The sequence below is a fragment of the Janthinobacterium sp. OK676 genome (assembly GCF_900103595.1).
GTDB lineage: Bacteria > Pseudomonadota > Gammaproteobacteria > Burkholderiales > Burkholderiaceae_D > Janthinobacterium.
The window spans coordinates 1-25,173 of record NZ_FNHA01000018.1 but is presented as its reverse complement, the minus strand read 5'-3'; the positions used below and the strand labels follow the sequence as shown (position 1 = coordinate 25,173).

The window sequence follows — 25,173 nt, the reverse complement described above, 5'->3', positions numbered from 1 at the left end:
CTCTATGCGGCGGCCTTGAAGGCCAGCAGCGGCGCGCCATCGGCCACCTGGTCGCCGACCGCATACAGCACGTCTTCCACCAGGCCGTCGTGCGGCGCGGCGATCGTGTGCTCCATCTTCATCGCTTCCATGATGACCAGAGGCTCGCCCTTCTTGACGTCCTGGCCCTTGTTCACCAGCACGGCGACGACCTTGCCCGGCATCGGCGCCGTCAGACGCCCGCCCTCCGCTTCCGCTTCGCCCGCATGCGCCATCGGGTCGTTGTAATGCAAGGTGTAGTGCAAGCCGTTGGTAAATACGTGGAACTGTTCGCCGTCGCGCAGCACGGTGCCGTGCACGGCACGCTCACCGAGCTTGATGTGCAGCTCGTTGCCTGTGTGCGCCGTCAGGGAGAGCGGCTGGCCGTTGAACAGCCAGCCATCCGTCTTGTAGGCGATGCGCGCCACGTAGGCCTTGCTGTCGCTGGCCAATGCGAATTCATCGGCGAACGACAGGCTGCGTCCCAGGGTGCTGTTCAAACGCCAGCCCAGGGCATTGCCCCACGGGTCGGCGCGGTTGGTCGATTGCGTTTCGGCCGCCGCTTTCTCTTCCATTAGCAGGGCGACGGACGCCAGCGCCAGGGCCGTGTCGGGCGCCGCCTGCAGGGCGGGGAACAGCGACGCCTGATTGCGCTCGATGAGGCCCGTATCGAGGTCCGCGCTGGCAAATGCCTGGCCTTCGACGAGGCGTTTCAAGAAGGCGATATTGCTGGCCAGGCCGACGATCTGGTAGTCGGACAGCGCCTGCGCCATGCGCGCCAGCGCCTCGCGGCGGTCCGCGCCCCAGACGATCAGCTTGGCGATCATCGGGTCGTAGAATGGCGAAATCGCGTCGCCTTCGCGCACGCCCGAATCGATGCGCACGGCGGCGGGAACTGTCGTGCCACCGAGTTCGAACGTGACGGCCGATGGCGACTGCATGTGGCGCAGGGTGCCGATCGATGGCAGGAAACCCTTCTCCGGATTTTCCGCGTAAATGCGCGCTTCGATGGCGTGGCCGTGGATGGCCAGTTCATTCTGTTTTTTCGGCAGCGGCTCGCCAAAGGCGACGCGCAACTGCCATTCCACGAGGTCCGTGCCGGTGATCATTTCCGTCACCGGGTGCTCGACCTGCAGGCGCGTGTTCATTTCCATGAAGTAGAACGAACCATCCTGGTTGGCGATGAATTCCACCGTGCCCGCGCCCACGTAACCGACGGCCTTGGCGGCGGCGACGGCCGCTTCGCCCATGGCCGCGCGGCGCTCGGCTGGCATGCCCGGCGCCGGCGCTTCTTCCAGCACCTTCTGATGACGGCGCTGCACCGAGCAATCACGCTCGAACAGGTAGATGCAGTTGCCCAAGGTGTCGGCAAACACCTGGATTTCGATATGCCGCGGGCGCGACAGGTATTTTTCGGCCAGCACCTTGTCGTCGCCGAAAGAGCTGATCGCTTCGCGCTTGCACGAGGCCAGCGCGGCCTTGAAATCATCGGAATGCTCGATGACTCTCATGCCCTTGCCGCCGCCGCCGGCCGACGCCTTCAGCAGCACGGGGTAGCCGATCTTGTCGGCTTGGCCGTGCAAAAAGTCAGCATCCTGTTCCTCGCCGTGGTAGCCGGGCACCAGGGGGACGTTGGCTTTTTCCATCAGCGACTTGGCCGCCGACTTCGAGCCCATGGCGCGCATGGCCGATGCCGGCGGGCCGATGAAGACCAGGCCCGCAGCGTGGCAGGCGTCGGCGAAGTCGGCGTTCTCGGAGAGGAAACCATAGCCGGGATGGATCGCCTGCGCCCCTGTCGCCAGCGCCACGGCGATGATCTTGTCGCCGCACAGATAGCTTTCCTTGGCCGGCGCGGGGCCGATCAAGACGGCTTCGTCGCAGACGGCGACGTGCTTGGCGTTGGCGTCCGCTTCCGAATACACGGCGACGGTCTGGATGCCCATGCGGCGCGCGGTAGCGGCGACACGGCAAGCGATTTCGCCGCGGTTGGCGATCAGGATTTTAGTGAACATGGTCTCTCTCTATTCTCTCAAAAAGGGGCAGCTGTCTCTTGGCGGACCTTGTCTGCTGGTTTGTCGGTTTACGCGCTACGCGCTAAACCGACCTACGCATGGTGAGGCTGGATATCGTAGGTCGGGTTAGCCGGCACGGCGTAACCCGACAAGGCTGTCATCAGCAGCCGCACTTTTCTTTCTGCACCGATTCGAGCATGGCGCCGCGCGTCTGCAAGCCCAGTTTGCCGAGCAAGACGCGGTCGTCTTCCGCTTCCGGATTGTCGGTGGTGAGCAGCTTGTCGCCGTAGAAGATGGAGTTGGCGCCAGCCAGGAAGCACATCGCCTGCACGGCTTCGCCCATCTGGCGGCGGCCGGCCGACAAACGCACGCGCGCTTTCGGCATGGTGATGCGGGCCACGGCGATCGTGCGCACGAATTCAAATGGATCCAGCGCTTCCAGGCCAAACAAGGGCGTGCCTTCCACCTGCACCAGGTGGTTGACGGGCACCGATTCCGGATATGGATTCAGGTTCGCTAACTGGGCGATCAGGCCCGCGCGTTGCAGGCGCGTTTCACCCATGCCGACGATGCCGCCGCAGCACACCTTCAAGCCCGCTTCACGCACGCGGCCCAGGGTGTCCAGGCGGTCCTGGTATTCGCGCGTCGAGATGACGTTGTCGTAGAACTCGGGCGCCGTATCGAGGTTGTGGTTGTAGAAGTCCAGGCCCGCGTTCTTCAGGCGGTCCGCTTGGCCTTCTTCCAGCATGCCCAGGGTGGCGCAGGTTTCCAGGCCCAGCGCTTTGACTTTGCTGACCATCTCTTCGACTTTGTCCATGTCGCGGTCTTTCGGGCCGCGCCAGGCGGCGCCCATGCAGAAGCGCGTGGCGCCATTGGCTTTCGCCTGGCGCGCTGCGTCGAGCACCGTGTCGATGTCGAGGATTTTTTTCGCTTCCACGCCCGTGTCGTAGCGGGCCGCCTGCGGGCAGTAGCCGCAGTCTTCCTCGCAGCCGCCCGTCTTGATCGACAACAGGGTCGCCAGTTCCACGTCGCCGTCCGGGAAGTTGGCGCGGTGCGTTTGCTGGGCCTGGAACATCAGGTCATTGAACGGCAGGTCGAACAGGGCCAGCACATCATCGATGGGCCAGGTGGCCGCTTCGGGCAGGGTGATGCGCGCTGTCGGACGGTGCAGTTCGACGGTTTTTGCTGCTTCTTGGACTACGGACATGGTGATTCCTTCGCTTCTATTTTTGGATACGATTAATTGTTTGGTTTAAGTGTTCGACTGTTGCGCCGGCCAGTTGGGCAAGCCGGTGAAATCGAGATACGCGGCCGCCGCTTCCGCGCTCGGCTGCGCCAGGCGCGGCACCCTGCCCAGTAGCGGCGCCGGGATGCGCTCGATCAGCGCATCGATATTTTCGTCGAGGAAGCGCATTTCCACTTCCAGGGTGTTGGCGACCCAGCCGATCACCGTCAAGCCGCGCGCTTCGACGGCTTCCACCGTCAGCAAAGCCTGGCTGATGCAGCCCAGACGCATGCCGACCACGAGGATCACGGGCAGATCGAGCTGCTGCGCCAGGTCGGCCGAATCGAAATCGCTGGAGAGCGGCACGCGGAAGCCGCCCACGCCTTCGACCACGACGGCGTCCGAGGCGGCGGCGATTTCCAGGTAGGCGGCCAGGATCGGCACGGACTCGATGCTCACGCCTTCGAGCGCGGCGGCGATGTGCGGCGCGGCCGGTTCCTTCAGCATATATGGCGTCGTCAGGCTGCGCAGCATGGTGACGTTGCCGGCGGCGATCAGGCTGTCGGCGTCTTCATTATGCAGTTCGCCGTCGCGCATTTCGGCGCCGGCGGCGACCGGCTTCATGCCGCAGGCGCGCACGCCGCGCGCGACCAGCGCGTGCAGCAGGGCCGACGACGTCAGGGTCTTGCCGATTTCCGTGTCGGTGCCGGTGACGAAACAGGCAAAGCGCGATGGCAGGCCGGTGGTTGCCGGCGCCGTTTGCACGGCTGGCGCCAGGTCCGCCAGCACGTCCGCCACGATAGGATCATCAAGGCTCATGGCGTGTCCTTTCCAGGGTGTTGACTGCGTTGATCAATTGCGCCACTTCCTGCGCCGTGTGGCCGGCCGACAGGGTCACGCGCAGGCGCGCCGACCCGGCCGGCACGGTGGGCGGGCGGATGGCGCCGACCCACAGTCCCTGTTCGTACAGTTGGGCGGCGACGGCCAGCATGTCCGCATTCTCGCCGATGATGACGGGCTGGATGGCGGTCACCGATGGCAAGGCTTGCCAGCGCCGCAGCTGCAAGCCCTCGTTCCATTGCGCCACCAGCGCGGCCAGGTGAGCCCGGCGTTGTTTTCCTTCTTCCCCGGCGATGATATCCAGGCTGGCCAGCAGTGCATGCGCGAGCGCGGGCGGGGCCGCCGTCGTGAAGATGTAGGGGCGCGCCTTCTGGATCAGGGTGTCGATCACGGCTTCGTGCGCGCACACAAAAGCGCCACCCACGCCAGCCGATTTGCCCAGCGTGCCCACATATACGAGGTAGGGCGAATGCAGGTCGAAGTGTTCGAGCGCGCCGCGGCCATCGGCTCCCAGCGCGCCGAAGCCGTGCGCGTCGTCGACCACCAGCCAGGCGCCATATCGTTCGCACAGGGCCAGCAGCGCGGGCAGCGGCGCCAGGTCGCCATCCATGCTGAAGACGCTGTCGGTGACGACGATTTTCGTCTGTGCCGTGCTGGCCGCCAGCAGGATCGCCAGGGCATCGAGGTCGGCATGCGGATACACGCGCGTCTTGACGCGGGCCAGGCGCGTGCCGTCGATCAGCGAGGCGTGGTTCAGCGCTTCCGAAAAAATCTCGGTATCCGCATCGCCCGCCGACAGGGCCGTCAGCACGGCCAGGTTGGCCATGTAGCCGGTGCAAAAATACAGGGCGCGGGCGTTTTCCAGGTTGGCGCCCACGAAAGCGGCCAGCCGTTCTTCCAGCTGTGCGTGCGCACGGCTGTGACCACTGATCAGGTGCGAAGCGCCGCTGCCGGCGCCATACAGGTCGGCGCCCTCTTTCAGCGCGGCGACGATGCGCGGATGCGCGGCCAGGCCCAGGTAGTCGTTGCTGCAAAAGGCCAGCATCTCGCGGCCATCGACCGTCAGGCGCGGCGCGCACGGCGTGTCGACGGTGCGGCGGCGGCGGATCAGGCTACGCTCTTCCAGCCCTTGCAGCTGCTGTTGTAATCGCGCGATCAGTTCCATCTCAGGCTCCGATCACATGATTGAAGACGGCCAGGGTCTGCTGGCCCAGTCCCGCGATTTCCTCGTCGTCGAGGATGTACGGCGGCATCAGGTAGACGGTGGAGCCGATGGGGCGCATCAACAGTTCGTGTTCCAGCGCCGTGCTGAAGAAGCGGCGCGAAAAATCGGGTGCCGCGTCCACCGCATCGAAGGCCCAGATCATGCCCTGCTGGCGGAAGTGTTTTACGCGCTCGTGCTGCGCCAGCTGCGCCAGGGCACGCGTTATCTTGGCGGCGCGTGCGCGGTTGGCCACCAGCACGTCGTCTTCCTCGAAAATCGACAAGGTCGCCAGCGCGGCGCGGCAGGCCAGCGGGTTGCCCGTGTACGAATGCGAATGCAAAAAGCCGCGGCGCACGTCGGTGCTGTAGAACGCCTGGTAGATGTCTTCGCGCGTCATCACCAGAGATAAAGGCAGATAGCCGCCGCTGATGCCCTTCGACAGGCAGACGAAATCGGGCCAGATGCCGGCCTGCTCGCACGCAAAGAAGGTGCCCGTGCGGCCGCAGCCGACGGCGATTTCATCGAGTATCAAATGGACTTGATAGCGGTCGCACAAGGCGCGCACCAGGGACAAATACAGCGGATCGTGCATGGCCATGCCGGTGGCGCACTGCACCAGCGGCTCGATGATGATGGCGGCGATCTTGTCCGCTTTTTGCTGGAACAGCTGCTCGACTTCGGCGGCCGCGCGGCGCGCCACGTCCTCGGCGGTCTCGCCCTCGGCTGCCTGGCGGAAGTCGGGCGACATCACCGTCTGCGTGGCGCGCAGCAGGGGGCCGTAGGCATCCTTGAACAGGGCCACGTCCGTGACGGCCAGGGCGCCGATGGTTTCGCCGTGGTAGCTGCCCTTCAGGCAGACGAATTCCTGTTTCTCGCTCTTGCCGCTGTTGCGCCAGGCGTGAAAACTCATCTTCAGAGCGATTTCCACGGCCGATGCCCCGTCGGACGCGTAAAAGCTGTGACCGAGCACGCCGCCGGTTAATGCGGAGAGTTTTTCCGACAGCTCGATCACCGGTTCATGCGTGAAGCCGGCCAGCATGGCGTGTTCCAGGCGGTCCAGCTGGTCCTTGAGTTCCGCATTGATGCGCGGATTCGCATGGCCGAACAGGTTCACCCACCAGGAGCTGATGGCGTCCAGGTAGCGTCGGCCTTCGTGGTCGTACAGCCAGGCGCCGCGGCCATGGCTGACGGGGATGAGCGGTACAGTCTCGTGATGCTGCATTTGCGTGCACGGATGCCACACGCTGCGCAGACTGCGTTCGACCCAGCCCGATTGTTTTTCTGCTTTCAAAACTGCTCCAATGATATTTCTTAGACCATGCGCTAACCCATGAGCCAACTCGGCTTGCGCTTGTCGAGGAAGGACTGCACGCCTTCGCGTCCCTGCTCCGAGGCGCGGATCTGCGCGATGCGCTCGGCGGTATCCGCCAGCAGCGCGTCATCGACCGGCTGGCCGACGATCTCGCGCACCAGCGTTTTCGCTTGCGCCACGGCGTGCGGGCTGTTGCCCGTCAACGCCTTGAGCACGTCAAAGGTTTTCGCGTCCAGTGCGTTCGCTGCGACTACCTCGTGGGCAAAGCCGATGCGTAGCGCTTCCTGGGCGGAGAATCGCTCCGCGGTCAGGAAATAGCGGCGTGCCGCGTTTTCGCCCATGGCCTTGATGACATACGGTGAAATAGTGGCCGGGATCAGTCCCAGGCGCACCTCGCTCAGGCAGAAATGCACGTCTTCCGCAGCCAGAATGATATCGCATGCGGCGACGAGGCCCATGCCGCCCGCATAACAGTCGCCCTGGATCTTCGCCACGACGGGCTTGGGACACAGGTAAATCGTGCGCAGCATCTGCGCCAGCTGCAGCGCGTCGGCCTGATTTTCGGCATGCGTGTAGCCTGCCATCTTCTTCATCCAGTTCAGGTCCGCGCCGGCGCAGAAGGCCGCGCCATTCGCCGCCAGTACGATGGCGCGCACCATGTCGCTGCGTCCCAGGCCCTCGAAGGCGCGCGCCAGTTCGGCGATCGTCGTCTCGTTGAAGGCATTGCGCACGTCGGGGCGGTTCAGGGTCACGGTGGCGACATTGCCCTCGATGACCAGCTTTAAGGTTTCAAATTCCATGGTCTTCTCCCCCTTACATGCGGAATACGCCGAACTTCGTGTCCGGGATTTCGGCGTTGAGCGCCGCCGACAGGCCCAGGCCCAGCACCATGCGGGTGTCGGCCGGGTCGATCACGCCATCGTCCCACAGGCGCGCGGTGGCGTAGTAGGGGTGGCCCTGGTGTTCGTATTGATCCTTGATCGGCTGCTTGAAAGCCGCTTCCTCGTCCGCGCTCCACTGCCCGCCCTTGCCCTCGATGCCGTCGCGCTTGACGGTCGCCAGCACGGAAGCGGCCTGGTCGCCGCCCATGACGGAGATGCGCGCATTGGGCCACATCCACATGAAACGCGGGGAAAACGCGCGGCCGCACATGCCGTAATTGCCGGCGCCGAAGCTGCCGCCGATGATGACCGTGAATTTCGGCACGGCGGCCGTCGCCACGGCCGTCACCATCTTGGCGCCGTTGCGGGCGATGCCCTCGTTTTCGTATTTGCGGCCCACCATGAAGCCCGTGATATTTTGCAAAAACACCAGCGGGATCTTGCGCTGGCAGCACAATTCAATGAAGTGCGTGCCTTTCAGCGCCGATTCCGAGAACAAGATGCCGTTGTTGGCGATGATGCCCACCTTGACGCCATAGATGTGCGCAAAGCCGCAGATCAGGGTGGTGCCGTAGCGGGCCTTGAATTCGTCGAAATCGCTGCCGTCGACGATGCGCGCGATCACTTCGCGCACGTCGAACGGTTTGCGCGTATCGACGGGGATCACGCCATACAGTTCCTGCGTCGGGTATTTCGGTTCGACCGATGCGCGCAAGTCCATCTGCTGCGGTTTTTTACGATTCAGGTTCGAGACGATGGTGCGCGCCAGCGACAGCGCATGCAGATCGTTCTGCGCCAGGTGGTCGACCACGCCGGACAAGCGCGTGTGCACGTCGCCGCCGCCCAGGTCTTCGGCCGTCACCACTTCACCGGTGGCCGCTTTCACCAGCGGCGGGCCGCCGAGGAAAATCGTGCCTTGCTCCTTGACGATGATCGATTCGTCGCTCATGGCCGGCACGTAGGCGCCGCCGGCCGTGCAAGAACCCATCACGACGGCGATTTGCGGAATGCCCTTGGCCGACAGATTCGCCTGGTTGTAGAAGATGCGCCCGAAATGGTCGCGGTCGGGGAAGACGTCGTCCTGGTTCGGCAGGTTGGCGCCGCCCGAGTCGACCAGGTAGATGCACGGCAGGTTGTTCTGGTCGGCGATTTCCTGGGCGCGCAAATGTTTTTTCACCGTCATCGGATAATACGTGCCGCCCTTGACGGTGGCGTCGTTGCAGACGATGACGCATTCCTGGCCCGAGACCCGGCCGATGCCGGTGATGATGCCGGCGGCGGGCGCCGCATCGACGCCCTTGGCGTCCTGGTACATGGCGTAGGCCGCCATCTGGGAAAACTCGAGGAAGGGCGTGCCGGGATCGAGCAGCATCTGCACTCTGTCGCGCGGCAGCAGCTTGCCGCGCGCCAGGTGCTTGGCGGCAGCCGCTTCGCCACCGCCGGCCGCGATCTTTTCCACCTTGTCGCGCAAATCGTCGACGATGGCTTGCATGGCCGCGGCATTGGCCTTGAAATCTTCACTGCGCGGATTGAGTTTGCTTTCGATGTGCGGCATTGCGGTTCCTTTTTATTATCGCCCGGTCTCTCGGGTCGCGCTATTCGGGAAAACTGCCGTCGAGATAAAACCAGCGCATGCCACCGTCACCAGCTTCACGCACGAAGCGGCTCACTTCATGCAGGCGGTGCGCGCGGCCGTTGACCTTGTAGCGGGCCACGAATTCGACGCTGTCACGGTGTATCTCTTCGGCTTGATCTGCTGATGTTGCTTTACGTTGACGTAAACGTAAAGCAGATTTTACCTCAAGTCCCAGCCAATGGACTTTTTCTTCTTCGGCAAATAAAGCATCGGTGGGACGGGTGCTGGCATGCCAGGTGGCAAGCAGATACGACTCGTCGCGCAGGGTGAACGCCGTGTAGCGCGAACGCATCAGGGTTTCGGCCGTCGGCGGCAAGGCCTCGCCTGCGATATACGGGCCGCAGCAGCTGGCGTAGGAGGCGCCGCCACAGGGGCAGGCGGCAGATGTCGAGAGTGTGGGCATGCGTTGGCAAATAGGGGAACTGAAAAGTTCCGCAATTATCCGCCATAACGGCGGCGCCGGTCGCCGCAGCCGCCGGTTCGCCTATTTTTGAGGCGCGAGGAAGTCCAGCGCGAACGGCGGCGCCTTGCCGGCCATCAGGTCGGCCAGGATGCGCGCCGTGCCGGCGGCAAAGGTAAAGCCCAGCGGGCCGTGGCCCACGTTCAGCCACAAGTTCGCAACTTTGCTGGCGCCCACCAGCGGCGCGCTGTTCGGCGTGGCGGGGCGCAGGCCGGCCCAGGCCGTGGCCTGGTCGTAGTCGGCGCCGTGCGGCATGGCTTCGCGCGCCAGCCGCGTCAGGCCGGCGATGCGGCCCCAGGCTATGCTGTTGTCGGCGCCCACCATGTCGACCATGGCGGCCACGCGCAAGTCGCTGCCGATGCGCGCATACAGCACCTTGCGCTCGAAATCCGTGATGCTGATCTCGGGCGCCCGGTGCTGGGCGCGGATGGGCGCCGTCAGGCTGTAGCCCTTCAGCGGGTACAGGGGCAGGTAGATGCCCGCCGTGGCGGCCAGGTCGCGGCTCTGGATGCCTGCCGCCAGCACGTAATGGTCCGCTTGCAACAGGCCCAGGCTGGTGTCGACGCCCGTGATCCTGCCCTTGTGCATGACGAGGCGGCGCGCCTCGCCTTTTAATATGAGCGAACAATTCGGATGCTGCAGCAGGCGCGCTTCCAGGGCCAGGCAAAAGGCGTGGCAATCGGCCACCGCTTCGCCCTGCGTAAAAATGCCGCCCGCCAGGGAACCCTGCAAGGCGGCCAGCGCCGGTTCGCGCTGTACGGCTTCCTGCGGCGACAGGACGATGCGTGCCTCTTCCGATTCGGGCCGCGCCACAGCGCGCTGAAAGATGGCGGGCGAGCGGTAGACGATGAGCTTGCCCGCATCGCGCCGGGCATACGCTTCCGGCGGCACCGTCAATTCCAGCTGGGCCATGCCGGCGCGGCTCCATTCTCCCAGTTGCAGCAGCTTGGCCGTCGTGCGCGCATTGCTGGCGCTGTTGCAATTGCGCAGGAAACTGGCCAGCCAGCGCCACTGGCGCCAGTCGGCCTCGGGACGGAAACGCAGCGGACCGTCTTTCTGCAGCAGCCATTGCAGGGCCTTGAAGGGTACGCCCGCGTCCGCCAAGGGCGCCACATAGCGATAGCTGAGCTGGCCGCCATTGCGGTAGCTGGCGGCGATCGCCACTTGTTCATTGCGCTCCAGTAAGGTGACCCTGTAGCCGGCCTCGGCCAGCCACCAGGCCGATGTCAGACCGACGACGCCGCCGCCGATGATGATGACTTGTTGCTGCATGTAGCCTCGCTGCGTTGCGCTCCCATGGTGCGGGAGCATTCGGGAAGAGCTTAGAGGCTGGCCGCCAACGCAGCCAATGAAACATCATGGTGCAGCCATAACTTTCAGGAATGCACCATTTCAATGCAAGGATGGATTGTTGTCCATCGCACCACGGTATAGGGCGGTGAGTATCCGTTCCTCGCTGCGCCCCATGGCGGAATACGTGCCCGGATACCGTTCCGGGTCGCTGCCCGTGCCGCCCACCAGCATCACCATGCCGTTCCTGTTCTTGAAATCGAGCACGAAGGCGGAGACGAGGCCATACGCGTCACCCAGATGGCCCGCGGCCGTGAAGCTGGCACCCTCGACCAGACGGTTGCCCTGCCCCGTCACCGCATCGAACTGCTGGTTGCCCAGGCCCCAGGCGCGGTACAGGCCCCGCTCGCTGTCGCCATTGCTGGCATCGGGCGCCAGCTGCCATTGCCGGCCAAACATCAGCGCGATGCTGGCCGGCTGCAATAGCTGCTGATGTTGGTAGCGGCCGCCGTCGAGCAGCATCTGCATGACCTTGCCCAGTCCTGCGGCGGAAATGCGCAAGCCGCCCGTGGGGCTGAAGACGGTGGCGTTGCTGCCGATCACATAATTGGCCAGGCCGGTCGGCGGGCGTGCATGAAAATCGTCGGCCTGGGCGATCCACGGCCCTTGCGGCTGCCAGGTTTCCGTGTCCAGGGTGCGCTTGCGGTACAGGGTGGCCGTGTTCGCCACGTCTTCCGCCGAAAATGCGGCCGGGTGATAGCCGCCGAGCACGTCGAGGGGATCGAGCAGCAAGCGCCGCATCAGCAGGTCGAAGCGCTCGCCCGTGACCTTTTCCATCACGGTGCCGATCACGCCCCAGTTCAGGTTGGCGTACGTAAAATAGCGGCCCGGCGCCGTTTGCTTGTCCCACATGCTGTCGCCACCGGCCGTAAACACGTCGCGCAGGCTGCGTTCGGGTCCCCATGCATAGCCGCCCGCGTCGCGCAGCGAGGAGGTGTGGCTGAGCAGGCTGCGCAAGGTCAGCGCTTGCTGGGGGAAATGCGGGTTGCGCAGGGAAAAGCCCAGGTAGATGCCCACGTCCTGGTCCAGGCTCAACCTGCCCTGCTCGACCAGCCGCATCAGCCCCACGGTGGTCATCATTTTTGAAACGGAGGCGATGCGGAACAGGGTGGCTGGCGTCACGGGCAAGCTGTCCGCCGGCGTGGCGCCGATGTGCCGGTAGCCAAATTGTTGCTGATACGACACTTTGCCGTGGCGTATGGCCAGTACGGACAGGCTGGCCAGGGGGTGGACGGGGTCATCGGCAATGGCGGCCAGGGCCGTGTCGAGCGCCCGCTGCTGCTCCTTGCCGTTGCCGCTGCCGGGCGGGGCGGCCAGCGCGCTCCAGGTCGTACCCAGCAGCAGCAAGCCCAACAAACCCGTCATTTTATTGTGCATGTTTCCCTGTTCACGGCGTAGTGGAGGCATCGCCAGCATAGGGCGGGATGCTTCACGACGCCAATGAAAATTGCATATTTATCTATAATGCAAAGCTATACGTACGGTAAAACATTGTTTTTTTAAATGTATAACCGTTATTTATGGTCATTTTCCATTTATTCATGGGTGGACGGGCTACGCACAAGCGCCATCGCTATTACACTAGGAGGACAAGGAGAACTGTATGAGCCAGACCAGCGTAGAACTCAAGGTCGATTTAAATGACAATTCGCCTTTATATATGCAGATCGCCCGCAAGCTGAGCGATGACGTACGCAACGGCCGCTACCAGGTAGACCAGGCCCTGCCATCTGAACGTACCCTGTCCGAACTGCTCGACGTATCGCGCGTGACCGCCCGCAAGGCCATCGACCAGCTCGTTGAGCAAGGCCTCGTCGTGCGCCGCCGTGGTTCGGGCAACTATATTGCCCCGCGCATCGAGCAGCCGCTGTCGAACCTGTCGAGCTTTTCCGAGCAGCTGCAGCAGCGCGGCTACCGCCCCGGCTCGCGCTGGCTCAAGCGTGAAGTCGTCATCGCCAGCAGCGATGAACAGCTGAGCCTGGGCCTGGCGCAGAACACGAAAGTGGCGCGCCTCGAGCGTTTGCGCCTGGCCGACGATGTGGTGATGGCGTATGAAGTGAGCGTGCTGCCGTTCAGCGTGGTGCCTGACCCGGACGCCATGGGCGACTCGCTGTATGAATACTTGAGCAGCATCAAGAAGGCCCCCGTGCGCGCCTTGCAGCACATCCGCGCCATGAATGCGACGGACGTGCTGGCCAAGCAACTGGGCATCCCCGATGGCCAGGCCGTGCTGTTCATCACGCGCATCGCCTACCTGGAGACGGGCGAAGCGGTGGAACTCACGCATTCTTATTGCCGCAGCGACCATTACGATTTCGTGGCGGAAATGCGCCGCGCGCCATAAAACTACTGCTCGATCAGGCGGATCATGGATTCCGCCACGCCGACGGACGACTCCCAGCTCATGCCGGTCACCAGCCGGCCATCGACCTCGACGTGGCTCTTGCCGTTGGCGCCGTGCCTGAATATGCCGCCATGGCCCTTGATGCTGCCTTCCGCCGAAAAGGGATAGGCCTTGTAGATCGGCGATTCCCTGTTGAGAAACGCATCGGGGAACGAGGTAAGCACCTTGCCCTGGATGAGGAAAGTACCGTCGCTGAGCTTCAGGTTCTTGATGCCCTCGGTGCCATGGCAGATGGCCGCGATCACCCCGCCCTGTTGTTCGTAGATACGCAAGGCGATGTCCTGCAGCGGCTTGTTGTCCGGGACGCCGACGATGGCCGCGCCGCCGCCGACGAAAGCCATGCCCGCATACTCGTCCGCCCTGACCTCCGCGACGGGCCTGGTATGGGCCAGTGCCCACATGAAGTCACTGTCGTACAGATGCTTCTTCAGCAGCTCGTCCGACGTGACGATCATTTCCAGGGGAACGGCGCCGCCCTCGGGACTGACGAAGTCGACCGCGTACCCTGCTTTGCGAAAGGCATCATAGGTATAGGCCAGCTCCGGAAAATTATTGCCGGCGTTGATTTTTGTGCCGGGATATTGATGCACATTCGACACGACCAGCAGCACCTTGCGTGCCTGGCGCGCAGCTGCTGGCTCGCGATGGGCCGACTTGCTGACGATCTTCCAGTTGCCGGCGATCTTTTTCAACAGAAAGACATCCACATAGCGGATCCCTTGCTGGGGAATGTGGATCTCTGCCTTGGCGGTGGCTACCTTGCCGCTCACCTCCACCTTGATCAGCCGCCCGTGGCGTCCATTGAATTGCCCTTTTTTCTCATCGGAAAAGAGTTTGGCGTATTCGGGACCGCTCAACTGCCATTGCGCATCGTCTTTACCGTCCAGGTAAAGGCGGGCGTTGGCATCGAAGGCCTGCTTGATCTCGTCCTGCACGTTGAAACTGGTGCCATGCAGATACAAGCGCACGGTTTCCCGAATGGCATGTTCGTCCTGGTCCGCGGTGGCGGCGGTGCCGACAGCGGTGATGCAAAAAAAAGCAACAGGCGAGTAACGTTCGCACTAAAAACTGGATCATGGTTTTACCCTGCATGAAGAATGTCGTTTATCGGAGCAACGACCATTTCAGGTCGCTGGTGGTCGATAATTTAGCCAAATGCAGGGGAATGGATGTCGCCAAACAGGATGTCAGACTCCGGAATGGCGATTCCGGAGTGGTTTTACGCGGAAACGGCCCTGATGGCCTGGCTGGATTGGGCCCGGAAGCTGGCGGGCGTCTGCCCAGCCACTTTCTTGAAGGTCGAGTAGAAGGTGGAACTGGAATTGAAGCCGCAGCGCTCGGCAACGAGATCCATGTTCAGTTGCGGTTCGCCCATCAACACCTGTTTCGCTTCGGCGATACGGTATTCGTTGACGTAGGTGTTGAAACTCTTGCTCAGCTTGTCATTGAGTACCTGCGATACCTGCGCCTGCGTGCGTCCCGCCCGCTTGGCCAGTTGGGCCAGGGTCAGGTTCGGGTTCAGATAGGATTTTTGCCCGCTCATCTGTTGTTCCAGGGCAGTGAGCACGGCAAGCGCATCGTCGTGCGCCAGGCGGTTATGCTGGTACTTCGGCTTCGGCTCGGCAGGCGTCGAGGTTTCTTTTCTCAGCAGAAAGACCATGACCGCGACGTGCAGCGAGAAGGTGAACGACAAGGCGCCGACGATATAGGACGTGAACGGCGTGCTCGCGTACGCCGCCAGCATGACACTGCTGCCTGCGAAGACGCTCAAGAGGAGCACGCTGCTGGTCGCCATCCGCTGTCCGTCGTTCCACCATGCACGGCGGGTTTGCCAGAGCAGCCTGGCGGTCGCCAGCAGATAGCCTAGCCAGAACACATGAATGGCATGGCTCGAACGGTCCCACACGGGACGATAGGCGGAATACGGAAAGGCAACGCCAATGCCAATGAGCAGGAAGGACAAGCCCAGATGCCAGCGCCATTGTTGTCCGGCAGGTTGTTGCCCGAGCCCGGCCAGGAAAGCGCGCGCATAGAGATAGGTCAAGGGACCGATCAGCAGGCAGGCCGACAGGCCCAGCTGGCGGAATTCGATGGCGATCGCCGGGTTGAAGTAGAGAAAGGCGGATTTGGCGGTGCGCACCCCGACGGCCAGCAGCAATGCCCCGAGCATGCAGTCGGCCAGGCAGCGGGGCCGGCGGCTGAAAAAATAGACGGCCAGGAAAATGCCGTTGATGGCGCCAAGGGCGCTAAACAGGAACAGCAATTGGCGAGCGATCATGGGGATGTCGTTGATATTGGCGTCGAAGCCAAGTATAGACACAAACGGGAGCGTATCGAAGTACAAGTGGTACACCACGTTCCTGCGCCAGCCATAAACGCCCGTTATGCCCGCCCGCCAACCTTTCATGGCTGATCTTGCTCGTTGGTATTAAACTGGTTTCACCTTCAACCATGTTCTGAAATCATGTTGAAAACTGAAACCCCGAGCCGGCGGCATCCGGATCTGGACCTGTATCCGGTGGAGCAACTGGTGGCGGCGCTGGTCGATGACCAGTTCTGGGCCGTCGAGGCCGTGCGGCTGGCGTCGCCCGACATCGCTGCCGCCATCACGGCCGCCCTGCCCCGCATCGCGGCCGGCGGACGGCTGCTGTACGTGGGCGCGGGCACGTCGGGCCGCCTGGGCGTACTCGACAGCGTTGAATTGCATCCCACGTTTTCCTGGCCGCCCGAGCGGGCCGTCGCCATCCTGGCCGGCGGAACGGGCGCCATGTTTACGGCTGTGGAAGGCGCGGAAGACGATTTGCAGCAAGGCGAGGCGGATTTACTGGCCTTGCAGCCGCAAACAAATGATGTCGTGATCCTGCTGGCCGCTTCTGGCGCCACGCCATATGTGCTGGGCGCCTTGCTGGCCGCGCGCCAGGCGGGTGCCTTGACGATAGGCATCGCCAACAATGTGGATGCCCCCGTGGCGCACGAGGCGCAATGCGGCATCGTGCTCGACACGGGCACGGAAGTCATTTCCGGCAGCACGCGCTTGAAAGCGGGCACGGCGCAAAAAATCACCCTGAACACGATTTCCAGCGCCCTGATGGTGGGTTTGCACAAGACTTACGGAAACTTGATGGTAGACTTGAAGCCGACCAACGCCAAGCTGATCTGGCGGGCGGTGCGTCTGACCATGCATGCCACCGGCGCCAGCGAGGCGCAGGCCAGGACCGTGCTGGAGCAATGCCACTATCACGTCAAGGTGGCGATTGTTGCCTTGATCAAAAAAATCAACACAAACCAGGCACAGGCATTGTTGGCCGGCGCGGACGGCAGTGTGCGGGCGGCACTGGCGGCGTGATCCGATGGCGCGGCATTCTTCTGTCTGGGAGACAAAGAAGGATGTATGGAGCTTGTGAAACAAATCGCTTCGGCGCGCGCGAATAAGCCGTCAAATAAGCCGTGGCTGTGGATCCCTTCCCTGTATTTCGGCCAGGGCATCCCCTATGTAGTGGTCATGACCTTGTCCGTGATCATGTACAAGAACTACGGTTTCAGTAATACCGATATCGCGCTGTATACCAGTTGGCTGTACTTGCCGTGGGTGATCAAGCCGCTGTGGTCGCCTTTCATCGATATGTTCCGCACCAAGCGTTTCTGGATCGTCGGCTTGCAGCTGGTGATCGGCGCCGCGCTGGCGCTGGTGGCCCTGACGACGTCCTTGCCGCACTTTTTCCAGATCAGCCTGGCCATTTTCTGGCTGATGGCATTCAGTTCCGCCACGCATGACATTGCCGCCGACGGCTTTTATATGCTGGGCCTGGAAGAGCATCAGCAGGCAGCCTTCGTCGGCGTGCGCAGCACTTTCTATCGCCTGGCCATGATCGCCGGCCAGGGCGGCCTCGTGTATCTGGCCGGCTATTTGACGCATGCGACGGGCAATGTGCAGCTGGCCTGGTCCGTCGTGTTCGCCATCCTGGCGGGCCTGTTCATCACCCTCTTCCTGTACCACTATTTTGTCTTGCCGAAACCTAAAGACGACCGCTCCAGCATCCAGGGCGCCGGCGTTTCTCCGCTGCAAGAATTCGTCGCCACCTTTGCTTCTTTTTTCAAGAAGAAGGATATTTTCGTCATCTTGGGCTTCTTGCTGCTGTTCCGTCTCGGCGAAGCGCAACTGCTCAAATTGGCCGCGCCCTTCCTGCTCGATCCGGTCGCCAAGGGCGGCCTGGGCCTCAGCACGGAACAGGTGGGCCTCGTCTACGGCACCATCGGCGTGATTGCCCTCACCCTCGGTGGCTTGCTGGGCGGATTCATCATTTCCCGCTTCGGCTTGAAACGCTGCCTGTGGATCATGGTGCTGTCCGTCCACTTGCCCGACCTGGTCTTCGTCTACCTGGCCAGCGCCTTGCCCAGCAGCATCTATGTGATCGCCGGTGGCATTGCGCTGGAGCAATTTGGCTATGGCTTCGGTTTCGCCTCCTACATGTTGTACATGATCATGGTCTCCGATGGCGCGCATAAAACGGCCCATTACGCCATCTGCACGGGTTTCATGGCCCTGGGCATGATGTTGCCGGGCATGGCCAGCGGCTGGATACAGCAAATGCTCGGTTACCAGCATTTCTTCATCTGGGTCTGCATCGCCACCATTCCTGCTTTCATCATGGCTGCGCTAGTCAAGATCGATCCCGAATTCGGCAAGAAGGCCGAGGCCTGATTCTTTTGAAGCGTGCGCCCGCATGGATGGCGGGCGCACAGTAAAATGCCCGCACCGATAGACCTGCGCTCCACCACTGCAAGGAATTGTTTTGTTGTCTACTTTCAAAAAACGCCTGGGCGCCAGCGCCGGCGTATTGGCCGCGCTGGCCACCGCCACATTGCTCAGCAGCTGTACCAGCACCAAGCTGCCATCGACAGTGACACCGGGCGAAGCGGGTTTGCCTGCCGTGCCGCCCGTGCAGCACATCACGGGCGAAGTGCCGCCGCCGGCGCCGCGCGAATTCCGCGCCGCCTGGGTCTCGACGGTCGCCAATATCGACTGGCCCAGCCGCAGCAATTTGCCTGTCGCCAAGCAGCAAGCGGAAGCGCTGGCCATCCTCGACCGTGCCAAGTCCTTGAATCTGAATGCGATTGTGCTGCAAGTGCGGCCCAGCGCCGACACGATTTACCCATCGCAACTGGAGCCGTGGTCGGAATACCTGACCGGCAAGCAAGGCCAGCCGCCATTACCGATGTATGACCCGCTGGCTTTCTGGGTGGCACAAGCGCATGCGCGCGGCCTGGAATTGCATGCCTGGTTCAACCCCTACCGGGCCCGTCACGCGACGGCCAAGTCGCCGCTGGCGCGCGACAGTTTCGCTTCCACCAACCCGGCGTCCGTCAAACAATACGGCCGCTACCTGTGGATGGACCCGGGCGACGCCGCCGCCTCCAAGCACACGACGGACGTGGTGCTGGACGTGGTGCGCCGCTACGATATCGATGGCGTGCACATCGACGATTACTTTTACCCGTACCCGATCGACGCGCCCGGCGCCGGTGCGGGGGCCGAAACAGCCGCGCTGGACGCGGGCAATGGCGGCGCCAAGCGCGAATTGCCGTTTCCCGATGAGCCTTCCTGGCAGCAATATCTGCTGGCCGGTGGCCAGCTGGACCGCGCTTCCTGGCGCCGCCAGAACGTCAACCAGCTGATCGAGGCTTTGTATACAGGCATCCACCGCGAAAAGAGCTGGGTGCGCTTCGGCATCAGCCCGTTCGGCATCGGCCGCCCGGACCGCCGCCCTGCCGGCATCGTCGGCTTCAGCCAGTACGATAAATTGTATGCGGACGCGGAACTGTGGCTGGCCAAGGGCTGGCTCGATTACCTGTCGCCGCAGCTGTACTGGCCCGTGGCGCAGGCGCCGCAAGCGTTTGGCGTGCTGCTCGACTACTGGCTGGCGCAAAATCCGTATGGCCGCCACGTGTGGCCGGGTTTATATACGAGCCGCATCGACAATTCCGCCAAGTCCTTCACGCCGCAAGAGATCATCAAGCAGATCGAAGTGACGCGCACGCGTCCCGGCGCGAATGGACAAGTGCATTTCAGCATGGTGCCCCTGATGCAGAATCGCAAGGGTGTCAGCGAGCAACTCAAGGCGGCCGTGTATCAAAGCCCTGCCCTGGTTCCCGCCACGCCGTGGCTGGGCAAGGAAGCGCCCGGTACGCCCGTGCTGGCGTTGCGCCGCGATTCCAGCAGCCTGAACCTCAAATTGACGGCGGGCGGCGGCAAGCCCGTGGCGCAATACGCCGTCTGGGCCCGCTACGGCGAAGACTGGCGTTTTACCGTGGTTACGGGCGTGCAAGGCGAGCTGACCCTGGTCGACGATGCCATTGGTAAAGTCAATGCGGTGGTGGTCAGCGCCGTGGACCGCCTCGGCAATGAAAGCCCCCGCGTTACCGTGCGCGCACCGTTTACAGTCGCCACCAAGTAATTTTGCCGGTTTACCGGCAATCCATAACCTGCAGGCATGAAACATGCGCAAGCTTTCATGCCTGCAAGCTCCGCTTGGCTTTACACTCATGCCATGATTTCCTTCCCTGCAATCAATACTGACACTGCCGTGCTCGGGCTGGGCATCGACGCGGGCGGCACGCAAACACGCTGGGCTTTGGCCGGCGCGGATGGCGCCATTGTGGCGGACGGTGCCGTGGAAGGCTTGTCTGCCTTGCAAATGAGCAGCGATGCGGGCCGCGCAGCCGTGCACGCCACGTTTGCGAAACTGTCTCGGGCTGTGCTGGCCATCGGCCAGCCGCGCGCCGTGGTGGCGGGCTTGACGGGCTTTGGCGGCGACGATGTGACGCTGGCGCACATGCTGGCCGACTTGCTGGCGCTGGACGCCGGCGACGTCCGCTTGGGCAACGATATCGATATCGCCTATCGCGACAGTTTTGAACCAGGCGAAGGTTACCTGGTCTACGCTGGCACGGGCTCGATTGCCGCCTGGATCGACACGGATGGCGGCTTTCACCGCGCAGGCGGGCGCGGCGTGCTGCTCGACGATGGCGGCGGCGGCTACTGGATCGCGCGCGAAGCCTTGCGCCACATCTGGCGCCGCGAAGACGAGGCGCCCGGCAGCTGGCAAGCCTCGCCCATGGCCGAGGCCGTGTTTGCGCAACTGGGCGGCAGTGACTGGTCGCTGTCGCGCGCCTTCATGTATGGCCAGGACCGGGGCGCCATCGGCCGGCTGGCGCTGGCCGTGGCCGCCAGTGCCGATGCCGACCCGCTGGCGCTGGACATCTTGCAGCGCGCGGGACAGGAACTGGCCCGTCTGGCCCTGGCATTGGTATCGCGCCATGGTCCGCGTCCCGTGGTGCTGGCGGGCCGCGCGGCGCAATTGCACCCGGCCATCGCGTCAGCCATGCGCGCCGCTTTGCCTGTATCGTTGACGATGGAACAGAAAGTTGCCCGTCCACATGACGCGGCGGCCAGGATAGCCGTCAAGACGGCGGTCAGGAAACAGGCCAACACTGAACATTTTATTAACCCGAACATGGATCTTTCATGAAAAAAATCGCCCTCGCCCTGCTGGTGGCCCTGCTTTCCGCCTGTACCACGCCCGCGCCGCACCTCGACCACAGTTTGAATGCACGCAGCCAGAGCCCGCGCGTCAAATTCATCGTCATCCATTACACGGTCAGCGACCTGCCACGCTCGATCAAGATCCTGACGGAACAAGTAGTGAGCAGCCATTATTTGCTGACGGACACGGACAAGCCGAAGTTTTACGTGCTGGTCGACGAATCGCGCCAGGCCAACCACGCGGGCGTGAGTAACTGGAAGACTTATACACAGTTGAATGTCAGCTCGATCGGCATCGAGATCGTCAACCCCGGCTACAAGGACACGCCGGAAGGCCGCCTCTGGTATCCGTTTCCCCAGGCGCAGATCGATGAGCTGATTCCACTGCTGAAAGATATCCAGGCCCGCTACAACATCGCGCCGGAAAATATCCTCGGCCATAACGAAATCGCCCCGCAGCGCAAGCAGGACCCGGGCCCGCTGTTCCCATGGCGCCAGCTGGCCGATGCGGGCCTGATCGTTTGGCCCGATGCGAACCGCGTTGCCGCGCAGCGAATCATTTTTGAGCAGCAAGTACCGGACGCCGTCTGGTTCCAGAAAAAGCTGGCCCAGCACGGTTATGCGACGCCGAATACGGGCGTTTTCGACGAAGCGACGCGCAATGTGCTGATCGCCTTCCAGATGAAATACCGCAACACCTTGTTTGACGGCACGCCCGACGGCGAAACGGCGGCCCTGCTGGAAGTGCTGACGACGCCGGCCCCGGCTGTTGTTGCAAAATAGCATAGCCGTTCCAGCCCATGACTTTTTCTTATATGCTGAACGTTGACGGCCCAGGCGGCCACGGCAAGGTAAAGGAATAGCTCATGCGGCTGCGTCATATCGAAGTATTTCACGCCATCATGCAAGTTGGCACCATCAGCGGCGCCGCGCAAGTGCTGCATATCTCGCAACCGGCCGTGACCAAGGTCTTGCAACATTGCGAGTTGCAACTGGGCATGCCGCTGTTCGAGCGCGTGCGGGGCAAGCTGTACCCGAAACCCGAGGCGCATCGCCTGTTTGTCGAGACGGAAAAGCTCAACCGCGATTTATTGGGCATCCGCCGCCTGGCGGCCAGCCTGAAGGGCCATGCGGTGGAAACCATCCGCCTGGTGTCCACGCCGACGATTGCCATCAGCGTCTTGCCGTTCGCCATGACGGAGTGGCGGCGCGATTTCCCCCACACGCGTTGCCAGCTGGCCACCCATCACACGGGCGAGATCGTCAATACCTTGCGCCTCGGTGAAGCGGACCTGGCCGTGTCGCTGCAAGACCCGCGCCATCCCGGCATCGTGGCCGAACCGCTGGCGCACGGCGTCATGACGGCGATCGCACCGGCCGGCACCTGGCGCGGGGCCGATTGCGGCACCCCGCTGACGGCGCATGGCCTGAACGGCGAGCTGATCGGTCATGCGGATAACGATCCGCTGGGCGAACTGGTGGTCGCCGCCTGCGAAGCGCAGGACATCCACCCCGTTTTTTCCACCGTGGTGCAGACCTATCAAATCGCCCGGTCCCTGGTGGAAGCGGGCGCCGGCATGGCCGTGGTCGATCCATTTACGGCTGCGTCCGGTTCGCCCGAGCGGCTGCAGCGCCGTCCCTGGGCGCCGACGATACCGATCCAACTGTATTTATTGACGGCGAGCCACTCGCCGCTGTCGCATGGCGCGCGGCGCCTGGCCGACAGCATCGGCGTGGCGGCGCGCAATTGCCTGGAAAGAGGAGTCTGATGTCTGTTGCAAGTTTGCAATTAGAAGCAGTTGGCAGCGATCCGCAATTTCGCCACCTGAGCAGCATTGCCGGCATCGCCGTCGACTTGCGCTATGCCACGCCCGACAATTTTGTCGGCCGCGACTTATACAGCCCCGTCGATTGCGCCTGGCTGCACCGCGATGCGGCAGTGGCGCTGGAGAAAGCCGTGGCGTGGCTGGCCGAGCGGCGGCCCGATCATCATCTGCTGGTACTTGACGCCCTGCGCCCGCAGCGGGTGCAGCAGCAACTGTGGGATGCGCTGCAGGGAACGGAGTTGCTCGGTTATATCGCGGAGCCGTCGCGCGGCTCGATCCACTCGTTCGGCATGGCGCTCGACATCACCATCGTCGGACCGGACGGGCAGGAACTGGATATGGGCACGGGCTTTGATGATCTGAGTGAGCGCTCGCACCCGGCACTGGAGCTGGTGATGCTGGAGAAGGGAGAAATTACGCAGGAGCAAGTGGAACATCGCCGATTGTTGCGTGACGCCATGTTCCAGGCGGGTTTCTTCGGCATCAACAGCGAATGGTGGCATTTCGATTGCGGCGACCGGGTGCTGGTGCGCCAGACCTACACCCGGGTACTCTGATTAAAAGGCCTTCAGACCCTTCAGCATCACGATCAGGATCAAGACGGGCGAGACAAAGCGCAGCAGGAACAGCAGCACATGCGCCAGCTTTCTATTTTGCAACTGGCCATGATTGCTGATCGCATCGATGAAATGGTCTTTGCCCCAGGCCCAGCCGGTAAACAAGGCAATCGCGATGCCGCCCACCGGCAAGAAGATATTCGACGAGACGAAGTCGAACAGATCAAACATATTCAAATCAAACAGCTTGAAGTCCGCCAGGGTGCTGTTGCTCAGCGCGCATACGGAACCGAGCACGGCCAGCAGCAGCATGGTCACGATGGTGGCCTTGGTGCGGGTCCAGCCGAAGCGTTCATGGAAAATTACCACGGGCACTTCCATCAGCGACAGCATCGCCCCTGTGGCGGCCACGGCGGCGAGGATGAAGAACACCACCATCAGGACTTGCCCCATGGGGATTTGCGAGAACACGGCGGGAATGGTGATGAACACCAGCGATGGTCCTGCGCTGGGCGCGAAGCCGAACGTGAACACGGCGGGAAAGATGGCAATGCCCGCCAGCATCGATACACCGAGGTCGGCCGCCATCACGCGCAAGGTCGTGACGGGAATATTCTGGTCGTCGCGGAAATAGCTGCCGTAGGTCATCATCGTGCCCATGCCGACGGACAATTTGAAGAAAGCCAGGCCCATGGCCGTCAGTACGACGGAAGCCGTCAACTTGGAAAAATCGGGACGGAACAGGAATGCCAGGCCTTCGCCCGCTTTATCGAGCGACAGGCTGACCGCGCAGAGCAGTAGGAGTAACAGGAACAGCAGCGGCATGAGTTTCTTGGCGATCGCCTCGATGCCCTTGGTTACGCCCAGCATCAAGATGCCGCCAATAAACAGCAGCACGCCCCATTGCCACAACAGCGATTGGAGGGGATTGGTGATCAGCGAAGCGAAGGCCGCTTCCGTCACCAGTTTGTCGCTGCTGAGAATGGAGCCATCGATGGCCTTGGCAATATAGGCGAATACCCAGCCCACCACTTCCGAATAGAACGCGACGATCAGGAAGGCGGCGATCATGCCGATGAAGCCGACCAGCCACCAGGGCTTGCCCTTCGGTGCCAGCTGCTCCATGGTCGAGATGGGATTGACCTTGGCCCGGCGTCCCAGGGTGATTTCCGCGATCATCACGGGCAGTCCCACTAATAAGGTAGCGAGTAAATAAATGAGCAGGAAGCCGGCGCCGCCATTGGCGCCTGTCAGATAGGGGAACTTCCAGATGTTACCGAGACCGACTGCGGAACCGAGGGTGGCGGCGAGTACGCCGAAGCCAGTGGTAAAGCCAGCCCGTTTCAGGGTCAGGCCTGATCCTTGAGCTTGTTGTTTCATGGTGAATCTTCTATGGTGGGACGCGAATTTGCGCTGAGGGGGCGAAATTGTAGCAGTTGGCCGCAAATACCCGGGAAAAGCCTTGCTACTCCCGGGGCGCTTTGCTATAGTTCGCCTCCCCAATGAGACGCACTAGTTTGCGACACAAAAGGAACAGCCTTCAGGGGCTGGGTAGTAAAAAAGAAGGAGTTGACGGACGTAGCAAATTGCTTCATACTCTTCCTTCTTCGCAGCTGACAAACACAACGCTTTGTCGATAGCGCGAGAGTAGTAAATAAGCAGTACCGAATACAGTTCTTTAACAATTAACAGTCGATAAGTGTGGGCATTTGATGTAAGTGCAGCGTCAATCTTCGGATTGGCGTCTAACTTAAAATATCAAATGTTCACAAGAAATAATGAAATAGGATACTTCTTCGGAAGTAGCCTGTCAGTTTTTTGAGTGAGCGACCCGTCAGCAATGACGGTGCCGGTAAAACGGCAAAGTAACAGAGATTAAACTGAAGAGTTTGATCCTGGCTCAGA

Annotated in this window: 21 protein-coding genes; 8 read left to right on the top strand and 13 right to left on the bottom strand. The window is 62.3% G+C overall.

Annotated elements, in window-relative coordinates; all coding sequences use genetic code 11:
* Positions 1-2 precede the first annotated feature (2 nt).
* The 10 genes from BLU39_RS26675 to BLU39_RS26630 form a co-directional block, all read right to left on the bottom strand.
* The gene (locus tag BLU39_RS26675; RefSeq protein ID WP_092719102.1) at positions 3-2,030 is read right to left on the bottom strand and encodes an acetyl/propionyl/methylcrotonyl-CoA carboxylase subunit alpha; all 2,028 of its coding nucleotides are present in this window, start codon (positions 2,028-2,030) and stop codon (positions 3-5) included.
* A gap of 160 nt (positions 2,031-2,190) precedes the next feature.
* Complete coding sequence (gene bioB / locus BLU39_RS26670; protein ID WP_092719099.1) at positions 2,191-3,237, bottom strand: biotin synthase BioB; 1,047 nt, start codon at positions 3,235-3,237, stop codon at positions 2,191-2,193.
* A 45-nt stretch (positions 3,238-3,282) separates the two neighbouring features.
* Positions 3,283-4,074 (bottom strand): dethiobiotin synthase, encoded by a 792-nt coding sequence (gene bioD, locus BLU39_RS26665; protein ID WP_092719096.1) that lies wholly within the window; start codon positions 4,072-4,074, stop codon positions 3,283-3,285.
* On the bottom strand, positions 4,064-5,260 hold the full coding sequence (gene bioF / locus BLU39_RS26660) for an 8-amino-7-oxononanoate synthase (protein ID WP_092719094.1): 1,197 nt from the start codon (positions 5,258-5,260) through the stop codon (positions 4,064-4,066). Before bioF ends, bioD begins: the two co-directional genes overlap by 11 nt.
* 1 nt (position 5,261) lies before the next feature.
* Positions 5,262-6,590, bottom strand: a complete 1,329-nt coding sequence (gene bioA / locus BLU39_RS26655) for an adenosylmethionine--8-amino-7-oxononanoate transaminase (RefSeq protein WP_092719091.1) — start codon at positions 6,588-6,590, stop codon at positions 5,262-5,264.
* A 32-nt stretch (positions 6,591-6,622) separates the two neighbouring features.
* Complete coding sequence (locus tag BLU39_RS26650) at positions 6,623-7,411, bottom strand: enoyl-CoA hydratase/isomerase family protein (RefSeq protein ID WP_092719089.1); 789 nt, start codon at positions 7,409-7,411, stop codon at positions 6,623-6,625.
* A 13-nt stretch (positions 7,412-7,424) separates the two neighbouring features.
* On the bottom strand, positions 7,425-9,047 hold the full coding sequence (locus BLU39_RS26645; RefSeq protein WP_092719086.1) for a carboxyl transferase domain-containing protein: 1,623 nt from the start codon (positions 9,045-9,047) through the stop codon (positions 7,425-7,427).
* 40 nt (positions 9,048-9,087) lie between these two features.
* Positions 9,088-9,531, bottom strand: coding sequence for a YchJ family protein (locus BLU39_RS26640; RefSeq protein WP_092719084.1), 444 nt, complete (start codon positions 9,529-9,531; stop codon positions 9,088-9,090).
* An 81-nt stretch (positions 9,532-9,612) separates the two neighbouring features.
* A complete protein-coding gene (locus BLU39_RS26635) occupies positions 9,613-10,899 on the bottom strand; it encodes a D-amino acid dehydrogenase (RefSeq protein WP_368087035.1) in 1,287 nt (428 codons plus the stop codon).
* Between the two features lie 81 nt (positions 10,900-10,980).
* Positions 10,981-12,315: a serine hydrolase domain-containing protein gene (locus tag BLU39_RS26630; RefSeq protein WP_254789073.1), complete on the bottom strand. Its 1,335-nt coding sequence runs from the start codon at positions 12,313-12,315 to the stop codon at positions 10,981-10,983.
* A gap of 226 nt (positions 12,316-12,541) precedes the next feature.
* Here BLU39_RS26630 and BLU39_RS26625 point away from each other — a divergent pair, with 226 nt between their 5' ends.
* Complete coding sequence (locus BLU39_RS26625; RefSeq protein WP_034752424.1) at positions 12,542-13,282, top strand: GntR family transcriptional regulator; 741 nt, start codon at positions 12,542-12,544, stop codon at positions 13,280-13,282.
* Positions 13,283-13,284: 2 nt separating this feature from the next.
* Here BLU39_RS26625 and BLU39_RS26620 read toward each other — a convergent pair whose 3' ends face one another.
* Positions 13,285-14,322 (bottom strand): nuclear transport factor 2 family protein, encoded by a 1,038-nt coding sequence (locus BLU39_RS26620; RefSeq protein ID WP_368087036.1) that lies wholly within the window; start codon positions 14,320-14,322, stop codon positions 13,285-13,287.
* Positions 14,323-14,561: 239 nt separating this feature from the next.
* Complete coding sequence (locus BLU39_RS26615) at positions 14,562-15,749, bottom strand: helix-turn-helix transcriptional regulator (protein WP_092719076.1); 1,188 nt, start codon at positions 15,747-15,749, stop codon at positions 14,562-14,564.
* A 57-nt stretch (positions 15,750-15,806) separates the two neighbouring features.
* On the opposite strand from BLU39_RS26615, the gene BLU39_RS26610 reads away from it, so the two are divergent.
* The 7 genes from BLU39_RS26610 (at position 15,807) to BLU39_RS26580 (ending at position 23,268) form a co-directional block, all read left to right on the top strand.
* The gene (locus BLU39_RS26610) at positions 15,807-16,688 is read left to right on the top strand and encodes an N-acetylmuramic acid 6-phosphate etherase (protein WP_092719073.1); all 882 of its coding nucleotides are present in this window, start codon (positions 15,807-15,809) and stop codon (positions 16,686-16,688) included.
* A gap of 45 nt (positions 16,689-16,733) precedes the next feature.
* Complete coding sequence (locus tag BLU39_RS26605) at positions 16,734-18,044, top strand: MFS transporter (RefSeq protein ID WP_092719071.1); 1,311 nt, start codon at positions 16,734-16,736, stop codon at positions 18,042-18,044.
* 91 nt (positions 18,045-18,135) lie between these two features.
* On the top strand, positions 18,136-19,797 hold the full coding sequence (locus BLU39_RS26600) for a glycoside hydrolase family 10-like protein (RefSeq protein WP_092719068.1): 1,662 nt from the start codon (positions 18,136-18,138) through the stop codon (positions 19,795-19,797).
* Positions 19,798-19,890: 93 nt separating this feature from the next.
* Positions 19,891-20,871 carry an N-acetylglucosamine kinase gene (locus BLU39_RS26595; protein ID WP_232731250.1) on the top strand — a complete coding sequence of 327 codons (981 nt, stop codon included), beginning with the start codon at positions 19,891-19,893 and terminating at the stop codon, positions 20,869-20,871.
* Positions 20,868-21,668, top strand: coding sequence for an N-acetylmuramoyl-L-alanine amidase (locus BLU39_RS26590; protein WP_092719063.1), 801 nt, complete (start codon positions 20,868-20,870; stop codon positions 21,666-21,668). The genes BLU39_RS26595 and BLU39_RS26590 overlap by 4 nt, the downstream gene beginning before the upstream one ends.
* 83 nt (positions 21,669-21,751) lie before the next feature.
* On the top strand, positions 21,752-22,654 hold the full coding sequence (locus BLU39_RS26585; RefSeq protein WP_092719061.1) for a LysR family transcriptional regulator: 903 nt from the start codon (positions 21,752-21,754) through the stop codon (positions 22,652-22,654).
* The gene (locus BLU39_RS26580) at positions 22,654-23,268 is read left to right on the top strand and encodes a M15 family metallopeptidase (protein WP_092719058.1); all 615 of its coding nucleotides are present in this window, start codon (positions 22,654-22,656) and stop codon (positions 23,266-23,268) included. Before BLU39_RS26585 ends, BLU39_RS26580 begins: the two co-directional genes overlap by 1 nt.
* On the opposite strand, the gene BLU39_RS26575 is transcribed toward BLU39_RS26580, so the two are convergent.
* Positions 23,269-24,648 (bottom strand): sodium-dependent transporter, encoded by a 1,380-nt coding sequence (locus BLU39_RS26575; RefSeq protein WP_092719055.1) that lies wholly within the window; start codon positions 24,646-24,648, stop codon positions 23,269-23,271. It abuts the gene before it with no gap.
* Positions 24,649-25,173 lie beyond the last annotated feature (525 nt).

Coding starts and splice junctions, on each gene's coding strand:
- BLU39_RS26615 (WP_092719076.1), bottom strand. CDS start 15,749: ATGAAAGGTTGGCGGGCGGGCATAACGGGCGTTTATGGCTGGCGCAGG.
- BLU39_RS26635 (WP_368087035.1), bottom strand. CDS start 10,899: ATGCTCCCGCACCATGGGAGCGCAACGCAGCGAGGCTACATGCAGCAA.
- BLU39_RS26640 (WP_092719084.1), bottom strand. CDS start 9,531: ATGCCCACACTCTCGACATCTGCCGCCTGCCCCTGTGGCGGCGCCTCC.
- BLU39_RS26575 (WP_092719055.1), bottom strand. CDS start 24,648: ATGAAACAACAAGCTCAAGGATCAGGCCTGACCCTGAAACGGGCTGGC.
- BLU39_RS26605 (WP_092719071.1), top strand. CDS start 16,734: ATGGAGCTTGTGAAACAAATCGCTTCGGCGCGCGCGAATAAGCCGTCA.
- bioF (WP_092719094.1), bottom strand. CDS start 5,260: ATGGAACTGATCGCGCGATTACAACAGCAGCTGCAAGGGCTGGAAGAG.
- bioD (WP_092719096.1), bottom strand. CDS start 4,074: ATGAGCCTTGATGATCCTATCGTGGCGGACGTGCTGGCGGACCTGGCG.
- BLU39_RS26590 (WP_092719063.1), top strand. CDS start 20,868: ATGAAAAAAATCGCCCTCGCCCTGCTGGTGGCCCTGCTTTCCGCCTGT.
- BLU39_RS26630 (WP_254789073.1), bottom strand. CDS start 12,315: ATGCACAATAAAATGACGGGTTTGTTGGGCTTGCTGCTGCTGGGTACG.
- bioB (WP_092719099.1), bottom strand. CDS start 3,237: ATGTCCGTAGTCCAAGAAGCAGCAAAAACCGTCGAACTGCACCGTCCG.
- BLU39_RS26625 (WP_034752424.1), top strand. CDS start 12,542: ATGAGCCAGACCAGCGTAGAACTCAAGGTCGATTTAAATGACAATTCG.
- BLU39_RS26610 (WP_092719073.1), top strand. CDS start 15,807: ATGTTGAAAACTGAAACCCCGAGCCGGCGGCATCCGGATCTGGACCTG.
- BLU39_RS26650 (WP_092719089.1), bottom strand. CDS start 7,411: ATGGAATTTGAAACCTTAAAGCTGGTCATCGAGGGCAATGTCGCCACC.
- BLU39_RS26595 (WP_232731250.1), top strand. CDS start 19,891: ATGATTTCCTTCCCTGCAATCAATACTGACACTGCCGTGCTCGGGCTG.
- BLU39_RS26580 (WP_092719058.1), top strand. CDS start 22,654: ATGTCTGTTGCAAGTTTGCAATTAGAAGCAGTTGGCAGCGATCCGCAA.
- BLU39_RS26585 (WP_092719061.1), top strand. CDS start 21,752: ATGCGGCTGCGTCATATCGAAGTATTTCACGCCATCATGCAAGTTGGC.
- BLU39_RS26675 (WP_092719102.1), bottom strand. CDS start 2,030: ATGTTCACTAAAATCCTGATCGCCAACCGCGGCGAAATCGCTTGCCGT.
- BLU39_RS26645 (WP_092719086.1), bottom strand. CDS start 9,047: ATGCCGCACATCGAAAGCAAACTCAATCCGCGCAGTGAAGATTTCAAG.